The sequence below is a fragment of the Nocardia sp. NPDC003183 genome, from assembly GCF_053590715.1.
In genome coordinates, this window is the sequence record NZ_JBSFTG010000003.1 from 598,189 (window position 1) to 620,053 (window position 21,865).

The 21,865-nt window shown below is 68.8% G+C and carries 17 protein-coding genes and 1 tRNA gene; 7 read left to right on the top strand and 11 right to left on the bottom strand.

Annotated features, from left to right (window positions below):
• Nucleotides 1-10: 10 nt before the first annotated feature.
• The 3 genes from moxR1 to ACWDXS_RS14675 form a co-directional block, all read right to left on the bottom strand.
• Nucleotides 11-1,171 carry a chaperone MoxR1 gene (gene moxR1 / locus ACWDXS_RS14665; RefSeq protein WP_378995282.1) on the bottom strand — a complete coding sequence of 387 codons (1,161 nt, stop codon included), beginning with the start codon at nucleotides 1,169-1,171 and terminating at the stop codon, nucleotides 11-13.
• Nucleotides 1,172-1,347: 176 nt separating this feature from the next.
• Nucleotides 1,348-2,715 (bottom strand): NlpC/P60 family protein, encoded by a 1,368-nt coding sequence (locus ACWDXS_RS14670; protein ID WP_378995347.1) that lies wholly within the window; start codon nucleotides 2,713-2,715, stop codon nucleotides 1,348-1,350.
• 322 nt (nucleotides 2,716-3,037) lie between these two features.
• Nucleotides 3,038-3,589 carry an Rv1476 family membrane protein gene (locus ACWDXS_RS14675; RefSeq protein WP_379313297.1) on the bottom strand — a complete coding sequence of 184 codons (552 nt, stop codon included), beginning with the start codon at nucleotides 3,587-3,589 and terminating at the stop codon, nucleotides 3,038-3,040.
• Between the two features lie 283 nt (nucleotides 3,590-3,872).
• Here ACWDXS_RS14675 and acnA point away from each other — a divergent pair, with 283 nt between their 5' ends.
• From acnA to ACWDXS_RS14690, 3 genes are all read left to right on the top strand, one after another.
• Nucleotides 3,873-6,683, top strand: coding sequence for an aconitate hydratase AcnA (gene acnA, locus ACWDXS_RS14680; RefSeq protein WP_449965821.1), 2,811 nt, complete (start codon nucleotides 3,873-3,875; stop codon nucleotides 6,681-6,683).
• A 131-nt stretch (nucleotides 6,684-6,814) separates the two neighbouring features.
• Nucleotides 6,815-7,384, top strand: a complete 570-nt coding sequence (locus ACWDXS_RS14685) for a TetR/AcrR family transcriptional regulator (RefSeq protein ID WP_358072240.1) — start codon at nucleotides 6,815-6,817, stop codon at nucleotides 7,382-7,384.
• 17 nt (nucleotides 7,385-7,401) lie between these two features.
• Nucleotides 7,402-7,477: transfer RNA gene (locus tag ACWDXS_RS14690), tRNA-OTHER, on the top strand.
• Nucleotides 7,478-7,546: 69 nt separating this feature from the next.
• On the opposite strand, the gene ACWDXS_RS14695 is transcribed toward ACWDXS_RS14690, so the two are convergent.
• Complete coding sequence (locus tag ACWDXS_RS14695; protein ID WP_378995289.1) at nucleotides 7,547-8,047, bottom strand: MarR family winged helix-turn-helix transcriptional regulator; 501 nt, start codon at nucleotides 8,045-8,047, stop codon at nucleotides 7,547-7,549.
• A 65-nt stretch (nucleotides 8,048-8,112) separates the two neighbouring features.
• Here ACWDXS_RS14695 and ACWDXS_RS14700 point away from each other — a divergent pair, with 65 nt between their 5' ends.
• The gene (locus ACWDXS_RS14700) at nucleotides 8,113-8,607 is read left to right on the top strand and encodes a cupin domain-containing protein (protein ID WP_378995291.1); all 495 of its coding nucleotides are present in this window, start codon (nucleotides 8,113-8,115) and stop codon (nucleotides 8,605-8,607) included.
• 76 nt (nucleotides 8,608-8,683) lie between these two features.
• On the opposite strand, the gene ACWDXS_RS14705 is transcribed toward ACWDXS_RS14700, so the two are convergent.
• From ACWDXS_RS14705 to dpgA, 6 genes are read right to left on the bottom strand one after another with little or no spacing between them, the layout of a single operon-like run.
• Entirely contained in the window at nucleotides 8,684-12,520 is a 3,837-nt protein-coding gene (locus ACWDXS_RS14705) for a type I polyketide synthase (RefSeq protein WP_449965826.1), read from the bottom strand.
• Nucleotides 12,521-12,567: 47 nt separating this feature from the next.
• Complete coding sequence (locus tag ACWDXS_RS14710) at nucleotides 12,568-13,614, bottom strand: ketoacyl-ACP synthase III family protein (RefSeq protein ID WP_449965829.1); 1,047 nt, start codon at nucleotides 13,612-13,614, stop codon at nucleotides 12,568-12,570.
• A 32-nt stretch (nucleotides 13,615-13,646) separates the two neighbouring features.
• Nucleotides 13,647-14,459, bottom strand: coding sequence for an enoyl-CoA-hydratase DpgD (gene dpgD, locus ACWDXS_RS14715; RefSeq protein ID WP_449965832.1), 813 nt, complete (start codon nucleotides 14,457-14,459; stop codon nucleotides 13,647-13,649).
• Nucleotides 14,456-15,772 (bottom strand): (3,5-dihydroxyphenyl)acetyl-CoA 1,2-dioxygenase DpgC, encoded by a 1,317-nt coding sequence (dpgC, locus tag ACWDXS_RS14720; RefSeq protein ID WP_378995300.1) that lies wholly within the window; start codon nucleotides 15,770-15,772, stop codon nucleotides 14,456-14,458. Before dpgC ends, dpgD begins: the two co-directional genes overlap by 4 nt.
• A complete protein-coding gene (gene dpgB, locus ACWDXS_RS14725; RefSeq protein ID WP_449966242.1) occupies nucleotides 15,769-16,440 on the bottom strand; it encodes an enoyl-CoA-hydratase DpgB in 672 nt (223 codons plus the stop codon). Before dpgB ends, dpgC begins: the two co-directional genes overlap by 4 nt.
• A gap of 48 nt (nucleotides 16,441-16,488) precedes the next feature.
• Nucleotides 16,489-17,634: a 3,5-dihydroxyphenylacetyl-CoA synthase DpgA gene (gene dpgA, locus ACWDXS_RS14730; RefSeq protein ID WP_449965836.1), complete on the bottom strand. Its 1,146-nt coding sequence runs from the start codon at nucleotides 17,632-17,634 to the stop codon at nucleotides 16,489-16,491.
• Nucleotides 17,635-18,085: 451 nt separating this feature from the next.
• On the opposite strand from dpgA, the gene ACWDXS_RS14735 reads away from it, so the two are divergent.
• Genes ACWDXS_RS14735 through ACWDXS_RS14745 form a run of 3 tightly spaced genes read left to right on the top strand, consistent with a single transcriptional unit; the run spans nucleotide 18,086 to nucleotide 20,927 of the window.
• Nucleotides 18,086-19,147, top strand: a complete 1,062-nt coding sequence (locus ACWDXS_RS14735) for a hypothetical protein (protein ID WP_379314670.1) — start codon at nucleotides 18,086-18,088, stop codon at nucleotides 19,145-19,147.
• Nucleotides 19,144-20,322: a sensor histidine kinase gene (locus ACWDXS_RS14740; protein ID WP_449965840.1), complete on the top strand. Its 1,179-nt coding sequence runs from the start codon at nucleotides 19,144-19,146 to the stop codon at nucleotides 20,320-20,322. Before ACWDXS_RS14735 ends, ACWDXS_RS14740 begins: the two co-directional genes overlap by 4 nt.
• Nucleotides 20,322-20,927, top strand: coding sequence for a response regulator (locus ACWDXS_RS14745; protein WP_449966245.1), 606 nt, complete (start codon nucleotides 20,322-20,324; stop codon nucleotides 20,925-20,927). The genes ACWDXS_RS14740 and ACWDXS_RS14745 overlap by 1 nt, the downstream gene beginning before the upstream one ends.
• Before the next feature lie 83 nt (nucleotides 20,928-21,010).
• On the opposite strand, the gene ACWDXS_RS14750 is transcribed toward ACWDXS_RS14745, so the two are convergent.
• The gene (locus ACWDXS_RS14750) at nucleotides 21,011-21,832 is read right to left on the bottom strand and encodes an alpha/beta hydrolase (protein WP_387443031.1); all 822 of its coding nucleotides are present in this window, start codon (nucleotides 21,830-21,832) and stop codon (nucleotides 21,011-21,013) included.
• Between the last annotated feature and the right edge of the window lie 33 nt (nucleotides 21,833-21,865).

Genomic DNA, 21,865 nt, shown 5'->3' on the forward strand with positions numbered 1-21,865 from the left:
TCCGGCGCACTCACTGGGGCGCGACGGAGCCGGCGGGCTGGGACTGCTGCCCGTTCACCGCCTGCGGCACCGGCTGCTGCTGGGGCGGCTGGGGCACCGGCGGCTGCTGCGGTGCGGCCTGGCCGTTGGCCTGTGGGGCGACCTGCGGCAGGCCGACCGTCTGGAGCACGCGCTTGATGACGTCCTCGGGTGACACCTCGTCGGCCAGTGCGTCGTACGACAGCACCAGACGATGACGCAGCACGTCCGGGATGACCTCGACGACGTCCTGCGGAACCACGTAGTCACGGCCACGGATCAGCGCGACCGAGCGCGCCGCGGCGATGATGCCCAGGCTCGCGCGGGGGGACGCGCCGTAGGAGATCCAGCTCGCCACATCCTCCATGCCGAAGTCGGCGGGCGTGCGGGTCGCGGTGATCACACGGACCACGTAGTCGACGAGCGCGTGGTGCACGAAGACGTTGGCGGCCACCTTCTGCAGGCGGATGATGTCCTCGGGGTCGAGGATCTGGTTCGGTTCGGGCGCGCTCACACCCATCCGGTAGATGATCTCGCGCTCTTCCTCGACCGAGGGGTAGTCCACGACGACCTTGAACAGGAAGCGGTCGCGCTGCGCCTCGGGCAGCGGGTACACGCCCTCGCTCTCGATCGGGTTCTGGGTGGCCATGACCAGGAACGGATCGGGCATCGGGTAGGTCTTGCCGCCGATCGACAGCTTGCGCTCGGCCATCACCTCGAGCAGTGCCGACTGCACCTTGGCGGGCGCGCGGTTGATCTCGTCGGCGAGCACGAAGTTCGCGACGACCGGGCCGAGCTCGGTGTCGAATTCCTCGCGGCCCTGCCGGTAGATGCGGGTACCGATGAGATCGGTCGGCACCAGGTCCGGGGTGAACTGCACCCGGGAGAACGAGCCGCCGACGACCTTGGCGAAGGTTTCCACCGCAAGAGTCTTCGCGACGCCCGGCACACCTTCGAGCAACACGTGTCCGCGTGCCAGAACACCCACGAGCAAACGCTCGACGAGTCGGTCCTGACCGACGATAACCCGCTTGACCTCGTAGATCGCCTTCTCGAGAGTCTGGACGTCACGCTCCAGGGTGCTCGGCGTGGCCGTACCGGCGTCCTTCGCCAGCTTCGGCCCGCTCACACCTTCCGTCGAAGTCACCAACATCCCCGCTTTCGCTTTGGTCCTGTGCGTGCGGCACCAACTATTCCATTGAATCGCCCGGTGCGCCGCAACCGGCCAGTACTAGACGGGGATTCGTCATGCTCGTGACGCCGCTCACGCGCAGCGGCGACTGTGGCGCACGCTGCATCGATCGCGGCCCTACCAGCGGCGATGGACACTCAGCCGGTGACGATGCGGACCGCGTACGGCATGATGCCGTCTTCGCGGACCGGGGAAATCTTCACGACATCCCCGGATTCAGGGGCCTCGATCATCTTGCCGTTGCCCAGATACATCGCCACATGGGCGCTGCCACCGGGACCCCAGAACAGCATGTCGCCGCGCTCGCGGTCCTCGACGTCGACCCGGGTGCCCGCGTTGTACTGATAGCCGCTGTAGTGCGGCAGCGACACGCCGATGCCGGCGAAGGCGTAGAGCATCAGGCCCGAGCAGTCGAAGCCGACCTTGTTGAAGTCACCGTGGGCGTCGCCGGTGCCGCCGTCGCGGATGCCGAGGGTGGGACCGTCTTCGTCGCCGCCGCCCCAGGCATAGGTGACGCCGAGTTGCGACATCGCGCGGTCGACCACCGTTTCGATCGCGGCCGAACCGGTGACCTGCGGTTGCGAGGGTCGCGGTTTGGTTCGGCGCGGGGAGGCCGGGGTCGACTCGAGGTCGGCGTGCGGGCGCTGGCCCTCGTTGAGCTGGGCGGCGCGGTCGCGGGCGGCTTTGTCGGCGGCGGCACGCGAGGCGGCGGCGTTGGCGGCGGCCAGCAGGGCCATCACCTCGGCTTCGCGTTGGTCGTCCCAGGCCAGGAAGATCTCGCGCTGGCTCTGCAGCCCGGCGACGGTCGAGCGGGCGACGTCGAGAGCGGACTGTGCCGCGCTGCGGTCGCGACGCAGGGTGTCGCGAGCCACGGCCTGGGTGTCGAATTCGGACTTCGCGATGTTCACCGCGGCTTGGGCGGCGTCGCGCTTCTGCTCAGCGCCGGCGGCGGCGTTGTCGGCGTCGGTCTTGGCCTGCCGCGCGGCGGAGTTCTGGTTGGCCTGGGCGACCTGGGCGCGGCGCAAGCCGTCCAGGACCTGTCGCTGATTCTTCGACACCATGCCGAGCACCTGCGCGCGATCCATCGCGGCATCGGGGGTCGAGGAGGCGAGGTAGGTGACGACCGAACTGTTGGCGGGGCGCACGTACGCCTGAGTGGCGACCTGATCGAAATCCTGGCGTGCCGCACCGACTTTCACGCCCGCGTCGGCCAGCTGGGTCTGGCTGTCGGTGACGGCGGCCGCGGCGGCGTCGGCGGCGTCGCGCGCGGTCTGCAGGTCCACGAGTGCCTGGTTGACCGCTTCCCGTTTGCCCGCGAGCTGGTCGTCGAGTTCGCGTAACTGCTGATCGGCCGCCGCGACGCGATTGATCAGTACACCGATCTCGGTGACCCGCGCGTCGACCTGGGCGCCCGCCCCGGCGATCTCACCGTCGGACGGATTGGGGGGAGGGGGTGGCACAGCAGCGACCGGTCCCGCGGCGAGCAGCACTGCCACTACCGCCAGCAAACCGATCGCTATTCGTAATAGACCTGGTTCGTCCTGCCTGCCCGCACTGCGCACGGCACCTCCGAGTATCTCGACTCGACATACGCCACCGGCGCATCAGTCGAAACACCGACCACAAGAGTCGACCAATGCCCCCTGTACCACTGCATTCACGATCGCGTTCATCGCAACCGTACGACACATAGTTCACAAAGGAAACATCCGTCACAGTGGGGCGCGGCATCAATTCACAGATTGCTCGGAATTAGCCTGACGAAAGACAGTTTTCTACCGCAGAAAACAGACCGTTGGTCTGGAAATGTGACTGCAGTGAAACCAGTTAGTTGGTGGAACCCGCATCGACGCGCGAGGACGTGGGGGCTGCCGGTGCGTCCACATCGGGACCGCGGCGGACCTTCACCAGGTACAGCCCGGCGATCACGAGTGCCATCAGGGTCAGCAACACCGTGGTGATGACGCCCCAGGAAACGCCCTCCGGCTGCTCGAGCCGGTCGACGAAGGCCTGCACGGCCTCTTCAGGATGATTGCCCTTGTACTTGGCCGCATCCTCGGCCCATTCGAGCCGCACCCGGCTGATGGTGTCGCTGTAGGTGCCCAGCCAGTCGTCGCTGAACACGGCGACAGTGCCGTGGGTGTTCTCGCCGACCTCGGTGGCCAGGTCACGTAGGCTCGAGTCGTGGCCGGGATTACCGGGAACGATGACGACGCTGAGCGGGATCCCCTCGGATCGTGCCTGCGCGACGATCGCCGCCAGTTTCTCCTGATCCTGACCCTTGGGGGCCGCGACGTGATTGTCGGCGAGGTCGGACGCGACGCTGCTCAGCACGGTGTTCGGCGGCAGTTCGGCCGCCATCGGCGCAAAAGTGGTCATGTTCCATCCGGTCTGTCGAGCCACGATCGCCGGTGTCGCGACGGGCGTCCAACACTGCCAAGGTGAGCGTCACTGCGTCTTCCCCGACTTCGCTCGTCAGGCACAGTACGCGACTCGGCCCCCGGCTACGCCTGCGCGGCACCACCCACGGCCCCCGCGTATTTCATAGGACAAGCGTACTGTTAGGATCGTACGGCGAGGAATCAGGCATCTCACGGTGCCGGATACCCCCTCCGAAGACGCGAGTCGCCGGCACAGCCCCGCCGGCGGCACACCCTCACACATGAGTGGAGCTGACGTGACGAAGATTGATACCTTCGGCGCCAAGGGCACGCTCGAGGTCGGAAGCAACTCCTACGAGATCTTCCGTCTCTCGGCTGTTCCCGGCACCGAGAAGCTGCCCTACGCCCTGAAGGTGCTGGCAGAAAACCTGCTGCGCACCGAGGACGGCGCGAACATCACCGCCGATCACATCCGCGAGATCGCGAACTGGGACCCCTCGGCACAGCCGAGCGTCGAGATCCAGTTCACCCCCGCGCGCGTGATCATGCAGGACTTCACCGGCGTGCCCTGCATCGTCGACCTGGCCACCATGCGTGAGGCCGTCACCGTCCTCGGTGGCGACCCGAGCAAGGTCAACCCGCTCTCGCCCGCCGACATGGTCATCGACCACTCGGTGATCCTCGACGTCTTCGGCCGCGCGGACGCACTGGAGCGCAACGTCGACCTCGAGTACGAGCGCAACGGCGAGCGTTACCAGTTCCTGCGCTGGGGCCAGGGCGCCTTCGACGACTTCAAGGTCGTCCCCCCGGGCGTCGGCATCGTCCACCAGGTCAACATCGAGTACCTGGCCCCCACCGTCATGGTTCGCAACGGTCAGGCCTACCCCGACACCTGTGTCGGCACCGACTCCCACACCACCATGGTCAACGGCCTCGGCGTGCTGGGCTGGGGCGTGGGCGGCATCGAGGCCGAGGCAGCGATGCTCGGCCAGCCGGTCTCCATGCTGATCCCGCGCGTCGTCGGCTTCAAGCTGACCGGTGAGATCGTGCCCGGCGTGACCGCCACCGACGTGGTGCTCACCGTCACCGACATGCTGCGCAAGCACGGCGTGGTCGGCAAGTTCGTCGAGTTCTACGGCGCCGGCGTGTCCGAGGTGCCCCTCGCGAACCGCGCCACCCTGGGCAACATGAGCCCGGAGTTCGGTTCCACCGCGGCGATCTTCCCGATCGACGAGGAGACCATCAACTACCTGCGCCTGACCGGCCGCACCGACGAGCAGCTCGCGCTCGTCGAGGCGTACGCCAAGGAACAGGGCATGTGGCACGACGCCGACAACGAGCCCGCGTACTCGGAGTACCTGGAGCTGGACCTGGGCACCGTCGTACCCTCCATCGCGGGCCCGAAGCGCCCGCAGGACCGCATCCTGCTCAGCGAGTCGAAGTCGGCGTTCCGCTCCGACATCGGCGACTACGTCACCGGTGACTTCACCGCGCTCGACGAAGGCGTCGACGAGACCTTCCCGGCCTCGGATCCGGTCTCGGTGTCGGCCGCCTCGGCCAACGACAGCTACACCCCCGCCCACTCGGCCGCCAACGGCGCCGCGGGTCGCCCGTCCAAGCCGGTGCAGGTGCGCTCCCAGGAGCGCGGCGACTTCGTCCTCGATCACGGCGCCGTCGTGGTCGCGGGCATCACCTCCTGCACCAACACCTCCAACCCGTCGGTCATGCTGGGCGCCGCCCTGCTCGCCCGCAACGCGGTGGAGAAGGGCCTGTCGACCAAGCCGTGGGTGAAGACCAACATGGCGCCGGGCTCGCAGGTCGTCTCCGACTACTACGAGAAGGCCGGTCTGTGGCCCTACCTCGAGAAGCTCGGCTTCTTCGTCGGTGGCTACGGCTGCACCACCTGCATCGGCAACACCGGTCCGCTGCCCGAGGAGATCTCGGCCGCGATCAACGACAACGACCTCTCGGTCACCGCGGTGCTCTCGGGTAACCGCAACTTCGAGGGCCGCATCTCCCCCGACGTGAAGATGAACTACCTGGCCTCCCCGCCGCTGGTCATCGCCTACGCGCTCGCGGGCACGATGGACTTCGACTTCGAGACCGACGCGCTCGGCACCGACACCGAGGGCAACGAGGTGTTCCTGAAGGACATCTGGCCGTCGCCGCAGGAAATCGACGACACCATCAAGTCCTCGATCAGCCAGGACATGTTCCGCAACTCCTACGCCACCGTCTTCGACGGTGACCAGCGTTGGCAGGGCCTGGCCACCCCGGAGGGTGACACCTTCGAGTGGGACGAGAAGTCGACCTACGTGCGCAAGGCGCCGTACTTCGACGGCATGTCGATGGACCCGTCCCCCGTCACCGACATCTCCGGCGCTCGCGTGCTGGCGCTGCTGGGCGACTCGGTCACCACCGACCACATCTCCCCGGCGGGCCCGATCAAGCCCGGCACTCCGGCCGCGCAGTACCTCGACGCCAACGGTGTGGCCCGCAAGGACTACAACTCGCTGGGCTCGCGTCGCGGTAACCACGAGGTCATGATCCGTGGCACCTTCGCCAACATCCGGCTGCGCAACCAGCTGCTCGACGACGTCTCGGGTGGTTACACCCGCGACTTCACCCAGGACGGTGGCCCGCAGGCGTTCATCTACGACGCCTCGCAGAACTACCAGGCCGCGGGTATCCCGCTGGTCGTGCTCGGCGGCAAGGAATACGGTTCGGGCTCCTCGCGTGACTGGGCCGCCAAGGGCACCAGCCTGCTGGGCGTGAAGGCCGTCATCACCGAGTCGTTCGAGCGCATCCACCGCTCCAACCTGATCGGCATGGGCGTTGTGCCGCTGCAGTTCCCGGCCGGGCAGTCCGCCGCGTCGCTGGGCCTGACCGGCACCGAGACCTTCGACATCGCGGGCATCACCGCCCTCAACGAGGGTGTCACCCCCAAGACCGTCAAGGTCACCGCCACCGCGGAAGACGGCAAGGTCACCGAGTTCGACGCGGTCGTGCGCATCGACACTCCCGGTGAGGCCGACTACTACCGCAACGGCGGCATCCTGCAGTACGTGCTGCGCAACATGATCCGCGGCTAACTGCTCGATCCGGTGGCGTGACATCGTGAGATGTTGCGCCACAAGGGCATTCGTGTGCCCGTGAATAATGCGACAGCCCCCGTCTCGGTTCGCCGGGGCGGGGGTCCGTGTATCCGCTAGTTGGAGGAATCATGCCCAAGGTCAGCGACGACCACCTCGCCGCGCGCCGCAGCCAGATCCTCGACGGTGCACGACGCTGCTTCGCCGAATACGGCTATGACGGCGCCACCGTGCGCCGCCTGGAGGAGGCCATCGGCCTGTCCCGCGGTGCGATCTTCCACCATTTCCGTGACAAGGACGCTCTCTTCTTCGCCCTGGCCAAGGACGACGCCGAACGCATGGCCGAAGTCGCCGCCAACCAGGGCATCGTCCAGGTGATGCGCGATATGCTCGCCCGCCCGGAGGAATTCAACTGGCTGGGCACCCGCCTCGAGATCGCGCGCCGAGTCCGCACCGACCCCGAATTCCGCGCGGGCTGGACCCAGCGTTCGGCCGAACTGACCGCCGCGACGCTCGCCCGCCTGGAGCGTCGCAAGGCCGCCGGAGCCCTGCGCGACGACGTCCCCACCGACGTCCTGCTCGGCTACCTCGACCTGGTTCTCGACGGCCTCATCGCCCGCATCGCTTCGGGCCACACCAACGAAAACCTTTCCGCCGTACTGGATCTCGTCGAAGCCTCGGTGCGGCGCAAGGAATCCTGAGTTAGGCTCGGCGTGGCCATGGAGTAGTTCAGCAGGTAGAACGCCGACTCCACAGGACGGATGTCGCGGGTTCGATTCCCGCCTCCATGGCCACCGAACTTTCCCCGATTGCGCACGGCGGGATCACCACGGGGCGCCCTTTCCCCGGCCGGGATCGGCGGGTCAGCTCGCCCAGCCATCGAGCAGGGTTCGCGAGATCCGGTCCAGGGCGGCCCGATCCGCGGGCGTCAGCACCGACAGCATCGCCGTCTCGTTTTCGGTGTGCGCCACGACCACCGTGTCGACCAGCACCCGGCCCTGCTCGGTGAGCGCCACCCGCACGGCGCGACGATCCTCGCGGTCGGCGATCCGGACGACCAGGCCCGCCGCTTCGAGCCGGTCGATGCGGCCGGTCATCCCCGCGCGCGACAGCATCAGAGTGTCGGCGAGCACCGACGGGTTGAGTTCGAAGGGCGAGCCCGAACGACGCAGTGCCGCAAGCACATCGAACTCACCGCGCTGCAAACCGTGTGCGGCGAAGACGTTTTCGATCCGAGCCATGGCGATGTTCATCAGCCTGCCGAGCCTGCCGAAGACCGCCATCGCCTCGAGTTCCAGTTCGGGTCGCTCCCGCTGCCACTGCGCCGTGATCGCATCCACCACGTCCGGTTCGCGTTCATCCATGGACACGATTCTATTCGCTGAGATATAGTTCGGTAGCGAATTATCAACCGACGAACGGAATGGTCATGACGAACACCCGCGACATCGCCCTCTGCCTTCCCGAGGATGCCGAGACACTGGGCACCGAGAACGTGCGGATGCGCCTGCTCACCGACGCGAACGCCAGCGACGGCGCGGTGAGCACCCTCGAGGTCACCATGGCGCGGGGTGCCGACGGCGCCGCTCCGCACTTCCACACCCGTTCCGACGAGCTGTTCTACGTCGCCGACGGCGAACTCCAGGTCATGGCGGGCGATCGCATCCTCACCGTCGGCGCGGGCGGCTCGCTGGTCGTCCCACGGCAGATGCCGCACGCCTTCGGCGCCACCCCGGACAGCGGCGCGCGCATCCTCATCGCCCTGATGCCCGGCGTCGAACGCTTCGAGTACTTCCGCCTGCTCGATCGGCTCATCCACGGCACGGCGACCCACGAGGAATTCGTCGCCGCCCAGGAGGAATTCGACAACCACTTCGTCGACGCGCCCGCGTGGTGGGACGAGCGCAACGCCCATCGAGTTTGAGCCGTGGCGCAGAACGCGGCCCTTGCCGCCGTACCGGGCCTGATCGAGGTCCTCGGCACGGCGGCGGGACACTGATCTACGCCGTCAGCATCTCCGTCAGATGATCGGCGATCGCGACAACGGTCGGCTGCTGCCAGAAGACGGTGGCCTGCAACTTGTGACCGAACCGCTTCTCGAGCTTCTTGCGAATGGTCACCGTCATCACCGAATCGAGTCCCTGTTCCAGCAGCGGACGGCGCGGATTCAGATCCGCCGGATCGGGCAAGCGCATCTCGGCGGCGATCGTGCCCGACACCTCCGCCGCGATCAGCTCCCGCACCTGCTCGGTGGTCAGGTTCTCCAGCGACAGCACCGGACCGGACAGCGCCGAGCCTGCCGCTGAATCGTCCTCGGCCGGACGGTCGATGACCGGATACTCCATTCCGCTGACCCGGGCGATCACCGTGCCGTCCGTCGACGCGACCAGCCCGTCCACGACATCGGTGCGCTTCGGATCCAGGGCCACCTCGATGATCACCTCGTCGGCCGGCTCACCGGCACAGCGCACGTCATCGATCTGGACCACCATCCGCAGGACCGGTTCGCCGCCGAACGCGGCGGGCGCGATCGACATCACCGCATCGAGTACCGGTGCCCAGGTGGCGCTGCCGCCTTCCGCGACGCGCACTCGCGCGCGCACCACGTCGGCGCCGAAGAGCAATTCCTCGACACGCCACTCGAACCCGGTTTCGGGCACCCCGACCGCGGCCAGTCGCTGGTGGACCACGCCCGGTTCGACCGGGAACATCCGGCGCGCCGCCGGGTCGTCCAGGGCCGTGGGCAGCGGCACCCCGGCTGCGACCGGCACCGAGGATGCCTCGGCGTGGATCAGCCAGGCGGCTTCCTGCTCGGGGTCCTCACCCGGTGTCCGCGAAGCGATCCGCAGCAGCCCACGATCCGGATCGTGCACGACCTGCACCTCACGCTCACCGTCGGTCAGCAGGGGATGGCGCATCGCCACCCCGGCGAGCTCGATCGCGGCGTCACCGAGCGCACCCGCCTGCCGGAAGGTCTCGACCAGCACGGCGGCGGGCACGATCTCGGCGCCGTTGAGCGCGTGGCTGCCCGGATAGGGGCGGTTCTCGTCCACCAGCACCGTGTTCCAGATCCGCAGATCGCTGCCCGCGACGGTGCTCGGGGTGCCGAGCAACGTGTGCGAGGCCGCGGCGTGCCCCTGGCCGGGGACCCGACCGGCCACCGAGGGGGCGTGCCACAGCCGACGTCCCTGCCACGCGTAGCCGGGCAGATCCGCCTGCGCCGCGGGCGGCTGCAGGCGGTCCAGGTCGACGAGCAGTCCCCGGCAGTGCACGGTGCCGAGCGCGGCCAGGAAGGCCTGCTGCTCCGGCACGTCGCGACGCAGGGTCGTGCCGACGAACGCGTCGTCGATTCCGCTCTCGCCGAGCGTTTCCCGAATCGAGTGGGCGACGACCGGGTGCGGCGAGATCTCGAGGAAGTCGCGGAATCCGTCGGCCAGCGCGGCTTCGACGGCGCCCGCCAGCCGCACGGGATTTCGCAGGTTCGCGACCCAGTACTCGGCGTCGGCCGCCGGTTCGGCACGCGCGTCGAGCAGCGCGGTCGAGTACATCCGCACCGAATGCGGGCGATAGTCCAGGTCGGCGCCCGCCGCCGCGAGCTCGGCGAGCAGCGGGTCCATGTGCGGACTGTGGAACGCCACATCGGAGGCGACGCGGCGCACTCCGATCCCGTCGTCGGGCCACTGCGCGAGCACCTCCTCGATCGCGCTCGGGTCACCGGAGAGCACACTCGACACTGTCGACGACGCGATCGCGGCGACCAGATCTGTTCTGCCGCCCAGCTTTTCGTCGGCATCCCGCAACGACATCGTCACCATCGCCATCGCGCCGTTGCCCGCGACCCGGCGCAGCAGGATCGAACGCCGGCAGATCAGCCGGGCGCCGTCGGCGAGCGGCAGCGCCCCGCTGGCCACGGCGGCGGCGATCTCACCGACGGAGTGGCCGATGATGGCGTCCGGGGTCACCCCGTACGCTCGCCACATCGCGGCCAGACCCGTCTGCATCACGAAGATCATGGTCTGGATCCGGTCGACGCCGTCGATTTCGTCGTCGATCAGTACCTGTCGCGGCGAGAAGCCGATCTCGGCCAGGAAGATCGGCTCCACCTCGTCGACCACCGCCGCGAACTCGGGCACGGCGAGCAGCTCGCGTCCCATTCCGCGCCACTGTGAACCGTGTCCGGAGAAGACCCACACCAGGCCCTTACCGAATTCGGCGGCCACGGTTCCCGTCACGACGCCGGGGTCCGGCCGTGCGGCGGCCAGTTCCCGCAGTCGTGCGATCAACTCGTGCTCGTCGCGGGCCACCACGGCCGCGTTGTGGTTCAGTCGCGACCGGTGATGGGACAGGGTGCGGCCGACGGCGTCGAGCGACACCGCGCCCGCCCGGTCGCTGACCCACTCCGCGAGCCGATCCGCGTACGCGCGCAGGGCGGCATCGGAGGCCGCCGAGAGCGGAAACAGCCGGAGCCCGTCGAGCTCGGTCCGCGGCGGCGCGACCGGTGGCACGGGCGCGGCGGGCGCTTCCTCCAGCACCAGGTGCGCGACGGTGCCGCCGTAGCCGAAGCCCGAGACGCCCGCGCGCCGCGGACTGCTGCCCTCGGACCACGCGGTGTGCTCGGTGGCGAGCCGAATACCCGAAGTGTCCCAGGGGATCTCCGGATTGAGCTCGGTCGACAGCGGCGTGCGCGGGATCTCGGCGTGCCGCAACGCCAGCACCGTCTTGATCACACTGGCCACGCCCGCGGCCCCCTCGAGGTGGCCGATGTTCGATTTCACCGACCCGATCAGGCAGGGGTCGCCGACCGGACGCACCGATCCGTACACCGAGGCGAGCGCCTCGGCTTCCATCGGGTCGCCCAATCTGGTCCCGGTGCCGTGCGCCTCGACGAAATCGACTGTGGCCGGGTCGATTCCGGCGTTGCGGCAGGCCCGCGCCATGACGTGGGCCTGCGCTTCGCCCGACGGCGCCATGATCCCGTTGGTCCGGCCGTCCTGATTCACCGAACTGCCCCGGATGAGCGCGAGCACCTCCTCGCCCGCGCGCTGCGCGCTGTCCAGGCGGCGCAGCACCACGACGCCGCAGCCCTCGCCCCGGCCGTAACCGTCGGCCGAGGCGTCGAAGGCCTTGCTGCGGCCGTCGGGGGCGAGCGCGCCCGCCGCGTCGAGGGTGATCGTCTGGCCGGGGGTGACGATCAGGTTCACCCCGCCCACGATCGCCAGATCGCAGTCACCGTTGCGCAGGCTCTGGGCGGCCAGGTGCAGCGCCACCAGCGAGGCCGAGCATGCCGTGTCAACCGCGATGCTCGGTCCGCGCAGATCGAACGAGTGCGACAACCGGTTGGCGACAGCGCAGGTCGCCGCGCCGATGCCGGTCCATGCCTCGATGCTGGCCAGGTCCTCCAGCATCAGCGCACCGTAGTCACCCGTGCAGACGCCGACGAACACACCGGTCTCGCTGCCCGCGAGTTCTCGCGGCGCGATCCCGGCCTGCTCGAGCGCATCCCAGGTGACCTCGAGCAGCAACCGCTGCTGCGGGTCCATCAGCGAGGCCTCACGCGGGGAGATGCCGAAGAATTCCGCGTCGAAGCGCTCGATCTCGTCGAGGAAGCTGCCTCGGGTCACGGTGTTCTGGATGGCGGTCGCGAATTGTGGTGTGCGGTGCCGATATCGCGACCAGCGCTCCGGCGGTATCTCGCCGTAGGTGTCGCGCCCGGCCGAGAGCAGTTGCCAGAAGTCGGCGGGGGAACCGACGCCGCCGGGGAAGCGACAGCCGATGCCGATCACCGCCACCGGATCTACCGGGGTGTGGGAGGCGTTGTCGGAGACAGGGTGGGACATAGCGTTCTCGTTCCTGGATGCGACGGACGTGAGATCGGGATGGACGCTCACGCGGTCCACCCCGGATCACGCAGAACCTTGATGACCGCGGCCGACAGCAGCACGCCGGGCGCCGAGCCGAACAGCAACATGTATTGACCGGGCCCGAGTTGACCCGTGGTGATCAGATGTTCGAACGACAGGATCTGATCGCTGGCCGAGCAGTGGCCGATGTCGCGCCCGAATTCCCAGGTCGACATCTCCATGGGCAAACCGAGCGGCACCATGCACCGCTGTTCGGTGGCCTCGCGCGAACAGTTCAGGAACGCGACGCGGGCGATGTCGCCGAGCTCGATGCCCGCATCGGCGAGCGCCTGGCCGACCACCACCGGGATCTGCTCGCGCACCCGCGCCAGGGCCGCGCCCAAGGGCGAATCGGGCGCTGCGGCCACCTTGGCGGTGATCTCCTGCAGCCGGGCGAAGAAGTCGGGCGACTTCCCGAGCGAGACACCGGGCGGGAACATCGGTTCACTGGCCCGGTGGATCTCCTCGGCTTCGGGAATCGAGGTGTGGCACACCGACAGCAGCTGGGCGAAGCCGTCGGTCTTGCTCAGCACCACCGCGGCGGCGGCGTCACCAGCGACGAACAGCGCCGACATCTGCCACCGGTCCATCAGCGGGGTGCCGAAATTGTCGGCCGCCACCAACAGCGCGGTCCGCCGGTCAGGATCGGCGCGCAGGTAGTCGAATGCCATCGACAGGCCGGCGAACATGCCGTTGCAACCCTGCCGGATCTCCAACGCCGGGATCGGCCCGACGAGATGACGTTGCAGGTAGGGGTGCGGCAGCCAGCCTTCCGGGCCTTGCAGCCAGGTGCTGGCGTACAGCAGCAGATCGAATTCGTCGGCGGCCAGACCGGACCGTTTCACCGCGACTTCCGCGGCGCGCAACGCCATCTCCGGGGCAGGGATCGGACCGGCCACCGCCGCGCCGCCGAGCTCGTGGATCTCCGCGGTCTCGGCGGAGTACAAGCCCTGTGCGACAGCCTGTTCGGTGGTGACGGTCGAGGGGAGGAACGAGCCGAGGGCGGCTATGTAGGTATCGGGTGTTCGCATGAAGATCCTCAAGCAATCGAGTCGGTCTGGTCCTACCGCCCGGTCCAGTGCGGTAGACGTTTCTCGGCGAAGGCCAGCGGGCCCTCGGTCGCGTCGGACGAGTCCGCGCGGACGCGCTCCCACGGGTAGTCGGCCTCGAAGGCGGCGGGCAGTGGCAGATTCGCCGACAGCGCGGCGGATTCCTTGATCGCGCGAATCGACAGGGGCGCGCAGGCGAGCACGTCGGCGGCCCAGCGGTCGGCGCACGCGTCCAGTTCCGATTCGTCGATCACCTCGTTGACCACCCCGAGCTCGTAGGCCCGGGTGGCCGACATCGGGCGGCCGGTCAGCAGATGCCCCATCGCGACGCGGTAGGGCACCTGCCGGGGCAGCCGGAAGACCCCGCCCGCGCCCGGGATCAGCCCCAGTTTCGCCTCGGGGAGCCCGAATCGGGCGTCGGTCGACGCGATCACGATGTCGCAGGCGAGCGCGAGCTCGAACCCACCGCCGAGCGCGTACCCGGACACCTTCGCGATGATCGGTTTCGCGAAGGAGAAGCGTTCGGTCAGCCGCGGATACCCCGGCTTTCCCGCGCTGCCGAACGAGGACCGGGTCGGGGCGCCGTCGCCGATCCGCTCGGCCAGTTCCGTCAGGTCCTGCCCGACCGAGAACGCCCGCCGCCCCGCCCCGCTCAGCACGACGGCCCAGATGTCGTCGTCGGCTTCGATGTCGTCCCAGATCTCGGCCAGCTCGGCGTGCATGGCGCGATTCATCGCGTTGAGCACCCGCGGCCGGTTGAGTTCCACGGTCGCGAGATGGCCGTGTTTGCGGTACTCGACGGTGCTCGACGGCGCCACGGTGGTCATCGCGGCGCCTTGCGGTCGAACCGCTCGGTCTTGGCCATGACGTCCGGGGAGTACAGCCGCAACGCCTGGTGCAGCGCGAATTCCGCCAGATAGCGGCGGAACACGTCCTGTGGTTCCTCGGCGACGACCAGCATGTGCTTGTTGGCGACCACGGCGGGCGAGGCGAGTCTGGCTGCGGCCTTGCCGATTTCGAGGTCCATGTCGGCCGGTTCGGCGACGGTGTCGATCAGCGACCGCGCCTCCGGTTCGGTCGCCCAGATCTTGCGGCCCCACAGGATCACCTCCCGCGAGAGCCGGAAGTTCGCCGATCGTCCCAGGCGCAGGTTCGCGACGCCCGGGATGATGCCCTCCTGCGCGGCGGGCAGGCTGACGTAGCTGTCGGTCGCCGCGATGACCCGATCGAAGACCATGAGCAGCTGTGCTCCGCCCCCGATCGCGAACGAATCGACGGCCGCGACCCAGGGTTTGGTGACCGGGACGGCGGGCCAGCGCGCCGCGTCCTCGGTGTGTCCGCGCAGGATCTTCGCGATGTAGCCGGTCTCGCGTCCGAGCAGGAAGTCGAGGAAGGAGATCTTGCCCTGGTGCAGGTGGGCGAGATTGATGCCCGCGCTGAAGACTCGGCGACCGCGATAGCGCGGATGGTCCATCACGCCGCCGCGGACCACGCCGACCCGGGTCTCGGGGTCGAGCAGTACCAGGTCGACCGCGGTTTCCATATCGGCGACGTGCTGGTTGTCCTCGGCGTTGAGGCACTCGGTGTTGGTGATCGTGATCGTCGAGGTGCTGCCGCTGCGCTCGAGGCGCGCGGCAGGCAGTGCGATCGAGCCGGTGGCGCGGAAGTCGGCGAGCAGGTCGAGGGCGGCCTCGGTGGGCGCGCGCATCGCGTCGAGCAGGTGATTGCCGAGGACCGGGTCCGCGAACACGGCCTGGAAGAAGATGCCCTGATCGATCTCCCAGCCCTCTTTCGCCGGCTGCGGCACCGCGGCGTCGGCGTGCACCTGCGCGGTGCTCGGGAGCAGGCCGGGATACAGCACAGTCACGGCCGCGGCGAGCGCGCTCAGCCGAAGACCTCGCCGCAGGTCATCGGTGGCCGTCCCGTAGACGACAGCGAGGTGCCGTCGCAGGAACTGCCGACGCAGGCGGCGCAGCACGTGGTGCGCGGCCGCGGCCGCGGCGGCCGCCGTCTCGTCCCGGTCGGGAACCGGTCCGAGCGACTCCAGCAAGGCGGCGTGTTCGGTTGCCGCAGCGCGCAATTCGGCCATGTCGTAGTCGAGCTGACCCACGATCGTGCGCGGGGTGATGACGATGGTCACGATGCCGCCCGTTCACGTCGCAGCGCGCGGTCCGAGGCGGCCAGATGCGCGCCGAGCGCGTCTTCGAACCGGGTGCTCGGCGCGTCGAGCAGCAACCTGCGCCGGATCGCGATCTCGATTCCCGAGACCGCGCCGAACAGCGCGGCGCCCGCGGCGATCGAGTCGGCGTCGGCGCCGGGTTCGATCACGGCGTCCACCAGGCCGCAGTCTCTGGCCCGCTCGGCCGACAGCGCCCTGCCGAGTACCGCCAATTCCCGGGCCGGACCACCGCCGGCCTGACCGGCCAGCCGGTAGACCGCCATCGCGGGCCACACCCCGCCGTCACTCGCCGCCAGCTCGAAGACCGTGCCCGCCGCCATGATCCGGTAGTCGGCCACGAGCAGGAGCTCCGCGGCGGGCCCGTACGCGTCGCCGTCGACGAGGGCGATGACCGGCGCGGGGACCTGTTCGAGACGGCGCAGCGCGCCTTCCCATTTGTTCACGTCGCCGACGCTGACCGGGCCCGGCCAGGCGAATCGCGCACTCGGTGCCGCACCGCCGATGCGCAGGACCACCGCGCACTCTCCCCCGGCCGCCGACGCGTCCTCGGCCCGCACCGCTGCCGCGAGCACGCTCGCGGTCAGTTCCGGTGCGAGCGCACCGTCGGCTGCCACTTCGGTGGTGATCATCTCAGTCACGAATTGCCTTTCCACAGCATGGTTTTCGCCCTTCGGCGCTCAGAACCGCAGCAGCGCGGTCTCGATCTGCGATCCCGGACCCATCGTCATGAGGACGCAGTAGTCGCCGGGCGCCACGCGCCCCTCGGCCAGCAGCCGCTCATAGGAGAACAGAAACGATCCGCTGGACAGATTCCCGAAATCGCGCATGACGCTCACGGTGTGGCGCAGGTCGTGCGTGGTCAGACCCAGGTTGATCTTCACCGCGTCGATCACCTTCTTGCCGCCGGAGTGCACGATCCACTGGGCGATGTCCTTGCGCCGGAGCCCGGCGTCGCCGAGTAGTTCGTCGACGACCCGCTCGACGTGGGCGCCGACCTCGTAGGGAACCTCTTTGTCGAGATAGAAGCTGAACTTGCCGGCATCGTCGTCCCAGTCGTAGCGCATCGCGTCCACCGCCCGCGTGATCATGTAGCTGGCGCGCCCGATCAGTTGTGGCGCACCGGATCGCGTGTCCGTGCCGGCGCCTACGTAGGATTCGCCGGTGCTGATCGCGAGGGCGGCGGCGCCGTCGCCGAACAGGCTGTTCACCACGGCGGTCCGCATAGTTCCGTCGAAAACGTAAGCCGCCGAACATGCTTCGGAGCAGGCGAGGACCGCCAGCCTGCCCGGGTTGGCGGCCGACCAGGAGGCCACCGCGGTCAGGCCGTTGAGCCCCGCGTTGCACCCCATCCCGACGACGTCGAGGCGCCCGGTGCTCGGCGCGAGACCGAGCTCGTTGATCAGCAGGGCGCTGAAACCCGGGGTGAGAAATCCGGTTGTCGTCACCGCCACCAGGTAATCCACGTCCTGCGGCTGTCTGCCGATCTCGGCCAGGCATCGCCGAATCGCCGCCGCACCGGTGTCCACGCCGTGCCGTCGATGCTTGCGCAGCAGGTCACCTTGCGACTCGGACCGGAACTGTCCCGCGTCGTCGACCGGCGGCAGGGTGAGATAGCGGTGCTCGATCCCGCCGTTGAGGAAGACACCGCGGATCTTCGGGTCGTCGATGGCCAGCAGATCGACCAGCTCGCGCTGGCTGTACCGCGTGGGCGGATTCGCCGACGCCACCCCGAGCAGGCGCGGTGTCGTCGATGTGGTGCCGGATTCGGTGTCGCGATCGGCGCCGTGCACGCGTCGCGCGAACAGATGCTCGATGGTTGTCATGATCGAGGTCCAATCTTGTGCGATAGACACCGCAAAGCCGCGAATGACGGCCTATCGCAGTTGCAGTCGAGCGAGAAACAACAGTGCTTGAAGCACGCATCGACGGTGATGTGCGCGTGGTATGGCGGCGATCGCCCGAACCTGCCCCCGCAAGGTCCCGGTCCCGGTATCTATGCCCCCGCGACCCGATGTTCAGCCCAAACCTACTGTCGCCCAATAGATTTCACCAGGCCCCAATTTCTTGGGGGATGAATTCGTTACCAGGTGACCGCCGCCCCGATGCATGGCCGATTCCCACAATCCCGCACGGTCTCGAACCACGGCTAGAGATAGATGTGGACATTCGTCGATGACGAATGTCATCGGTGAACGTCTACATTGGTTTCTGGCGGGCGGTCGCGGCTCGCGGAACAGTCATGGGGTGGTAGCGGTGATACTGGAACGTGCGCCCTTGTCGAACGCGACCCGGCCCGATCGGACCGGCGCCGCCCTCGGCGTGCTGCGTGGGCTGTCGGCGCGGATTCCCCGCGACGCCGTGGACATCGCCGCGGCGGGCACTGTCGTGGCCGCGCTCGCGCTCGGCACCCTGACGCTGATCGCGACCGTCACCACCGACACCGGGCATCGACCCGACCTCGCCGTCACCGCCGCTCTGCTCGCGGCGAGCCTGTCGCTCTACCTCCGTCACCTCGCCTTCGCTGTCCGCGACGCCGTCCCACCGGCAGCGCCCATCACCTCGGCGCTGCTGGCTGTGCTGGTGGTCGGGGCGGCGCCGGTCCTCGGTGTCGCGTGGCTGAACACCGTGCACATCGTGGCGGTGGTCGTCGCGCTGACGCTGCGACCCGTGCTCGCCCTGCCGATCGCGGTGGTGCTGATCGCCGCCGTCGCGCCGTCGGCGGCACTGCTCGGCGCGACCGAGCAGGAGGCGATCTGGTTGCTGGTCACGACCGCGATGCGGGTGGTCGCGGTCTACACGCTGGTCTGGATGGTCGTCGCGTTGCGCCGACTACGCAGTGCCGGTGCGGCGCTCGCCGAACAGGCCGTCGCCCGCGAACGACTGCGAATCGACCGCACGGTCACCCGAACTGTCCATACCGCACTGGTGGCGATCACCGAGTCCGCCGATCGCGCGGCGAGTTCCGCCGCGCGGAGCGACCATGTGTCGGCGCGCGCCGAACTCGGCGAGCTCGTCGCCACCTCGCGCAGCGGCCTCGCCCAGGCGCGGCAACTGATCCGCAGTGTCCAGCAGACCGACTTTCGCCGTGAGCTCGCTTCCACTACAACGCTTCTCGCCGCAGCGGGCGTGGTTGCCCGCATCGACCTGCCCGCCGAAGGACCACCGGCACAGTACGAGGAACCACTGCGCGCCGAACTGCGCCACCTCCTTGCGCGGCTCCTGCGCGACGGGCCGACCGAACCGGTGCTGATCACTGTTCGCCAGGTGGGGGCACGCTGGCAGCTCGACTGCGCCATCGAGCCCAGAACCGCCACCACGGCAGGGGAACTCGGATGACCGAGGTGTCGCGCCCGCTCCTCGGCCCCTGGCTGGCGACCGCGCAGACCGCGCGGTTCCTCCTGGTCGGGACCACCTGCGCTACCGGTGCGCTGGCGCCCGCACGGGCGACCTTCGCCGGAACCGAGCAGGCCGGCCCGGCCTCGCTGTGGTGGATACTGGCGGTCGCCGTGGTCGCCGTGCACCTGTACCACGCCTTCGGCACGGTCGGCACGGTCGGCGCGGACCGCGAGCCCGGTAGCGCCGACGACCCTCGCCCGCGGGGCTGGCCCATGACCTTCACGCTGCTGAGTGGTCTCGTGTACCTACCGATGGTCTGGTCGCCGACGGCGTGGGGCATCAGCCAGGTGTTCTTCGTCGCCTCGGCCGCACTGCTCGTACGCGGCCTGCCTCGCGTACTCCTCTGCGCGGCCCCGATCGCCGTCACCGCGGTCGGCACGCTGTTCGCCGCCGACCGCATCGCGTCGCGTCACCCGGTGGCGGCCGCCATCGAGGTGGTGGTCGTGTTCACCGCCATCGCCGGGTGCCTCGTCGGCGTGGCCCTGCTGGTCCGCGCCGTGGCCCAACTCGAACGCACCCGCACCGATCTCGCCGAGCAGGCCGCGGGCCGAGAACGCCTTCGGGTCTCGCGCGACCTGCACGATCTCCTCGGGCAGAGCCTGTCGGCCGTCTCGCTCAAGGGCGACCTGGCCGCGGCGTTGCTGCCCAGCGATCCGGGCGCGGCACGATCGGAAATCGACGGCATCGCCGCACTCGCCCGCGAGACCCTGCAGGCGATGCGACGAGTCACCCTCGGCGAGCACACCATCTCCCTGCGCACGGAAGCCGCCGGGGCCACCGCCCTGTTGTCGGCCGCCGGGATCGACACCCACCATCACATCGATCTTCCGCCGCTGGCGCCCGAGGTCGACGACGCGTTCGCGTGGGCCACTCGCGAAGGCATCACCAATGTGCTGCGGCACAGCACCGCCCGCACGTGCTGGATCGAAGCCGGTCGGCGGGACGGCACGCTGTTCTTGGAGATCGTCAACGACGGGGCGCACCGCAAGCCGGGTTCCGGGAACGGCCTGTCCGGACTGGCGGAGCGGACGGCGGCGTTGTCGGGTACCGTGTCGGCGCGACACAGCAAGGACGGCCTGTTTCACTTGCGCGTCGAGATCCCAGGGGGGACATGATGATTCGCGTGCTCGTCGCCGAGGACATGCACATGATCCGGGGCGCGCTGGTGGCGCTGCTGTCCCGCGAGCAAGACATGGACGTGGTATCGGAACTGGACCGTGGCGACCATGTCATCGACGAGATCCTGCGCACGCGCCCGGATGTCGCGTTGCTCGACATCGACATGCCGGGCCTGGACGGACTCAGCGTCGCCAAGCTCATTCACGAACAGGTCCCCGAAACCCAGGTGCTGATCCTGACCGGACTCAGTCAGCCGGGCTATCTGCTGCGCGCCCTGCACGCGCAGGTGCGCGGTTTCGTCGTCAAGGACGCACCGGCGCAGACACTGGCCGACAGTATCCGCAAGGTTGTCGCCGGCGAGCGGGTGATCGACACCGACCTGGTCGCCGCGGCCCTCGAGACCGGTACCAGTCCGCTCACCACCCGTGAGGCCGATGTGATCCGGGCGGCCGAGACCGGGATCAGCACCGACGAGATCGCCACCACGCTGTTCCTGTCACCGGCGACGGTGCGCAACTACTTGTCGAACGCGATCACCAAGATCGGTGGGCGCAACCGCATCGACGCGATCCGCATCGCCCGCAATGCCGGCTGGCTGTGAGCTCGACCGGTCGCGACAGCACCTGGCCGGGACGCCGGAAAACCCGACGGCACAGTGCCGTCGGGTTTCGGCGCTTCGCTGGTTCAGCGGGCGGCCGCGGTGATGGTCGCGACCACCTCGTCCGGATGTGACACCGGCGACGCGTGCGAGGACTTCACCTCACTGACCTGAGCTTTCGCGCGATCGGCCTGGAAGCGCTGCGCCGCGGGCGGCAGGATCTGATCCTCGGTCGAGATCAGGTACCACGACGGAGTCGACGCCCATGACGGGTCCCCGCTCGGCTCGGCCTGCGCGGCCGCGGAGGTAGGCCGCTGACGCGCGGCGAGCTGCGCCGCGACATCGGCGCTGACGTCCTGAGCGAAGACCTCACCGAACTGTTCGGGTTTCAGCGTGACCTCGGCTCCGGTGTCGGTGGGCTTGATCTGCAACGCCGGACCGATCTTGCTGCCCGGGTACTTCGCGGGATCCGAGAGCGCTTGTACCGGTTCGCCTTTCGCCGGGGCGAAGCCCGCGATGAACACCGCGGACTTGACCTCCGGACGGTGCATATTGCTGATCACGGCACCGCCGTAGGAATGCCCGACCAGCACGACCGGCCCGGTGACATTCGCGATCGCCGAGGTGACGGCGGCCGCGTCCGAACTCGGTCCACGCAACGGATTCTCCGGCTGGACCACCTGGTAGCCCTGCGCCCGTAGTTTGCCCGCGACCGTGTCCCAGCTGGAACTGTCGGAGAACGAGCCGTGCACCAGCACGATGGTCGGCTTCGCCACGGCGGCAGCGGCGGTCGTAGTGGGCGCCGGCGCGTCGGCCGATTCGGTGTCGCTGCCGCACGCGGCGGTCGCGAACACCGCGGTCGCGGCCAGCACTGTCATGACATTTCGGAGCCGGACAAGCTTGTGCATAGCGTTCCATTCTCGTAGGCGTCGGTCTCTCGA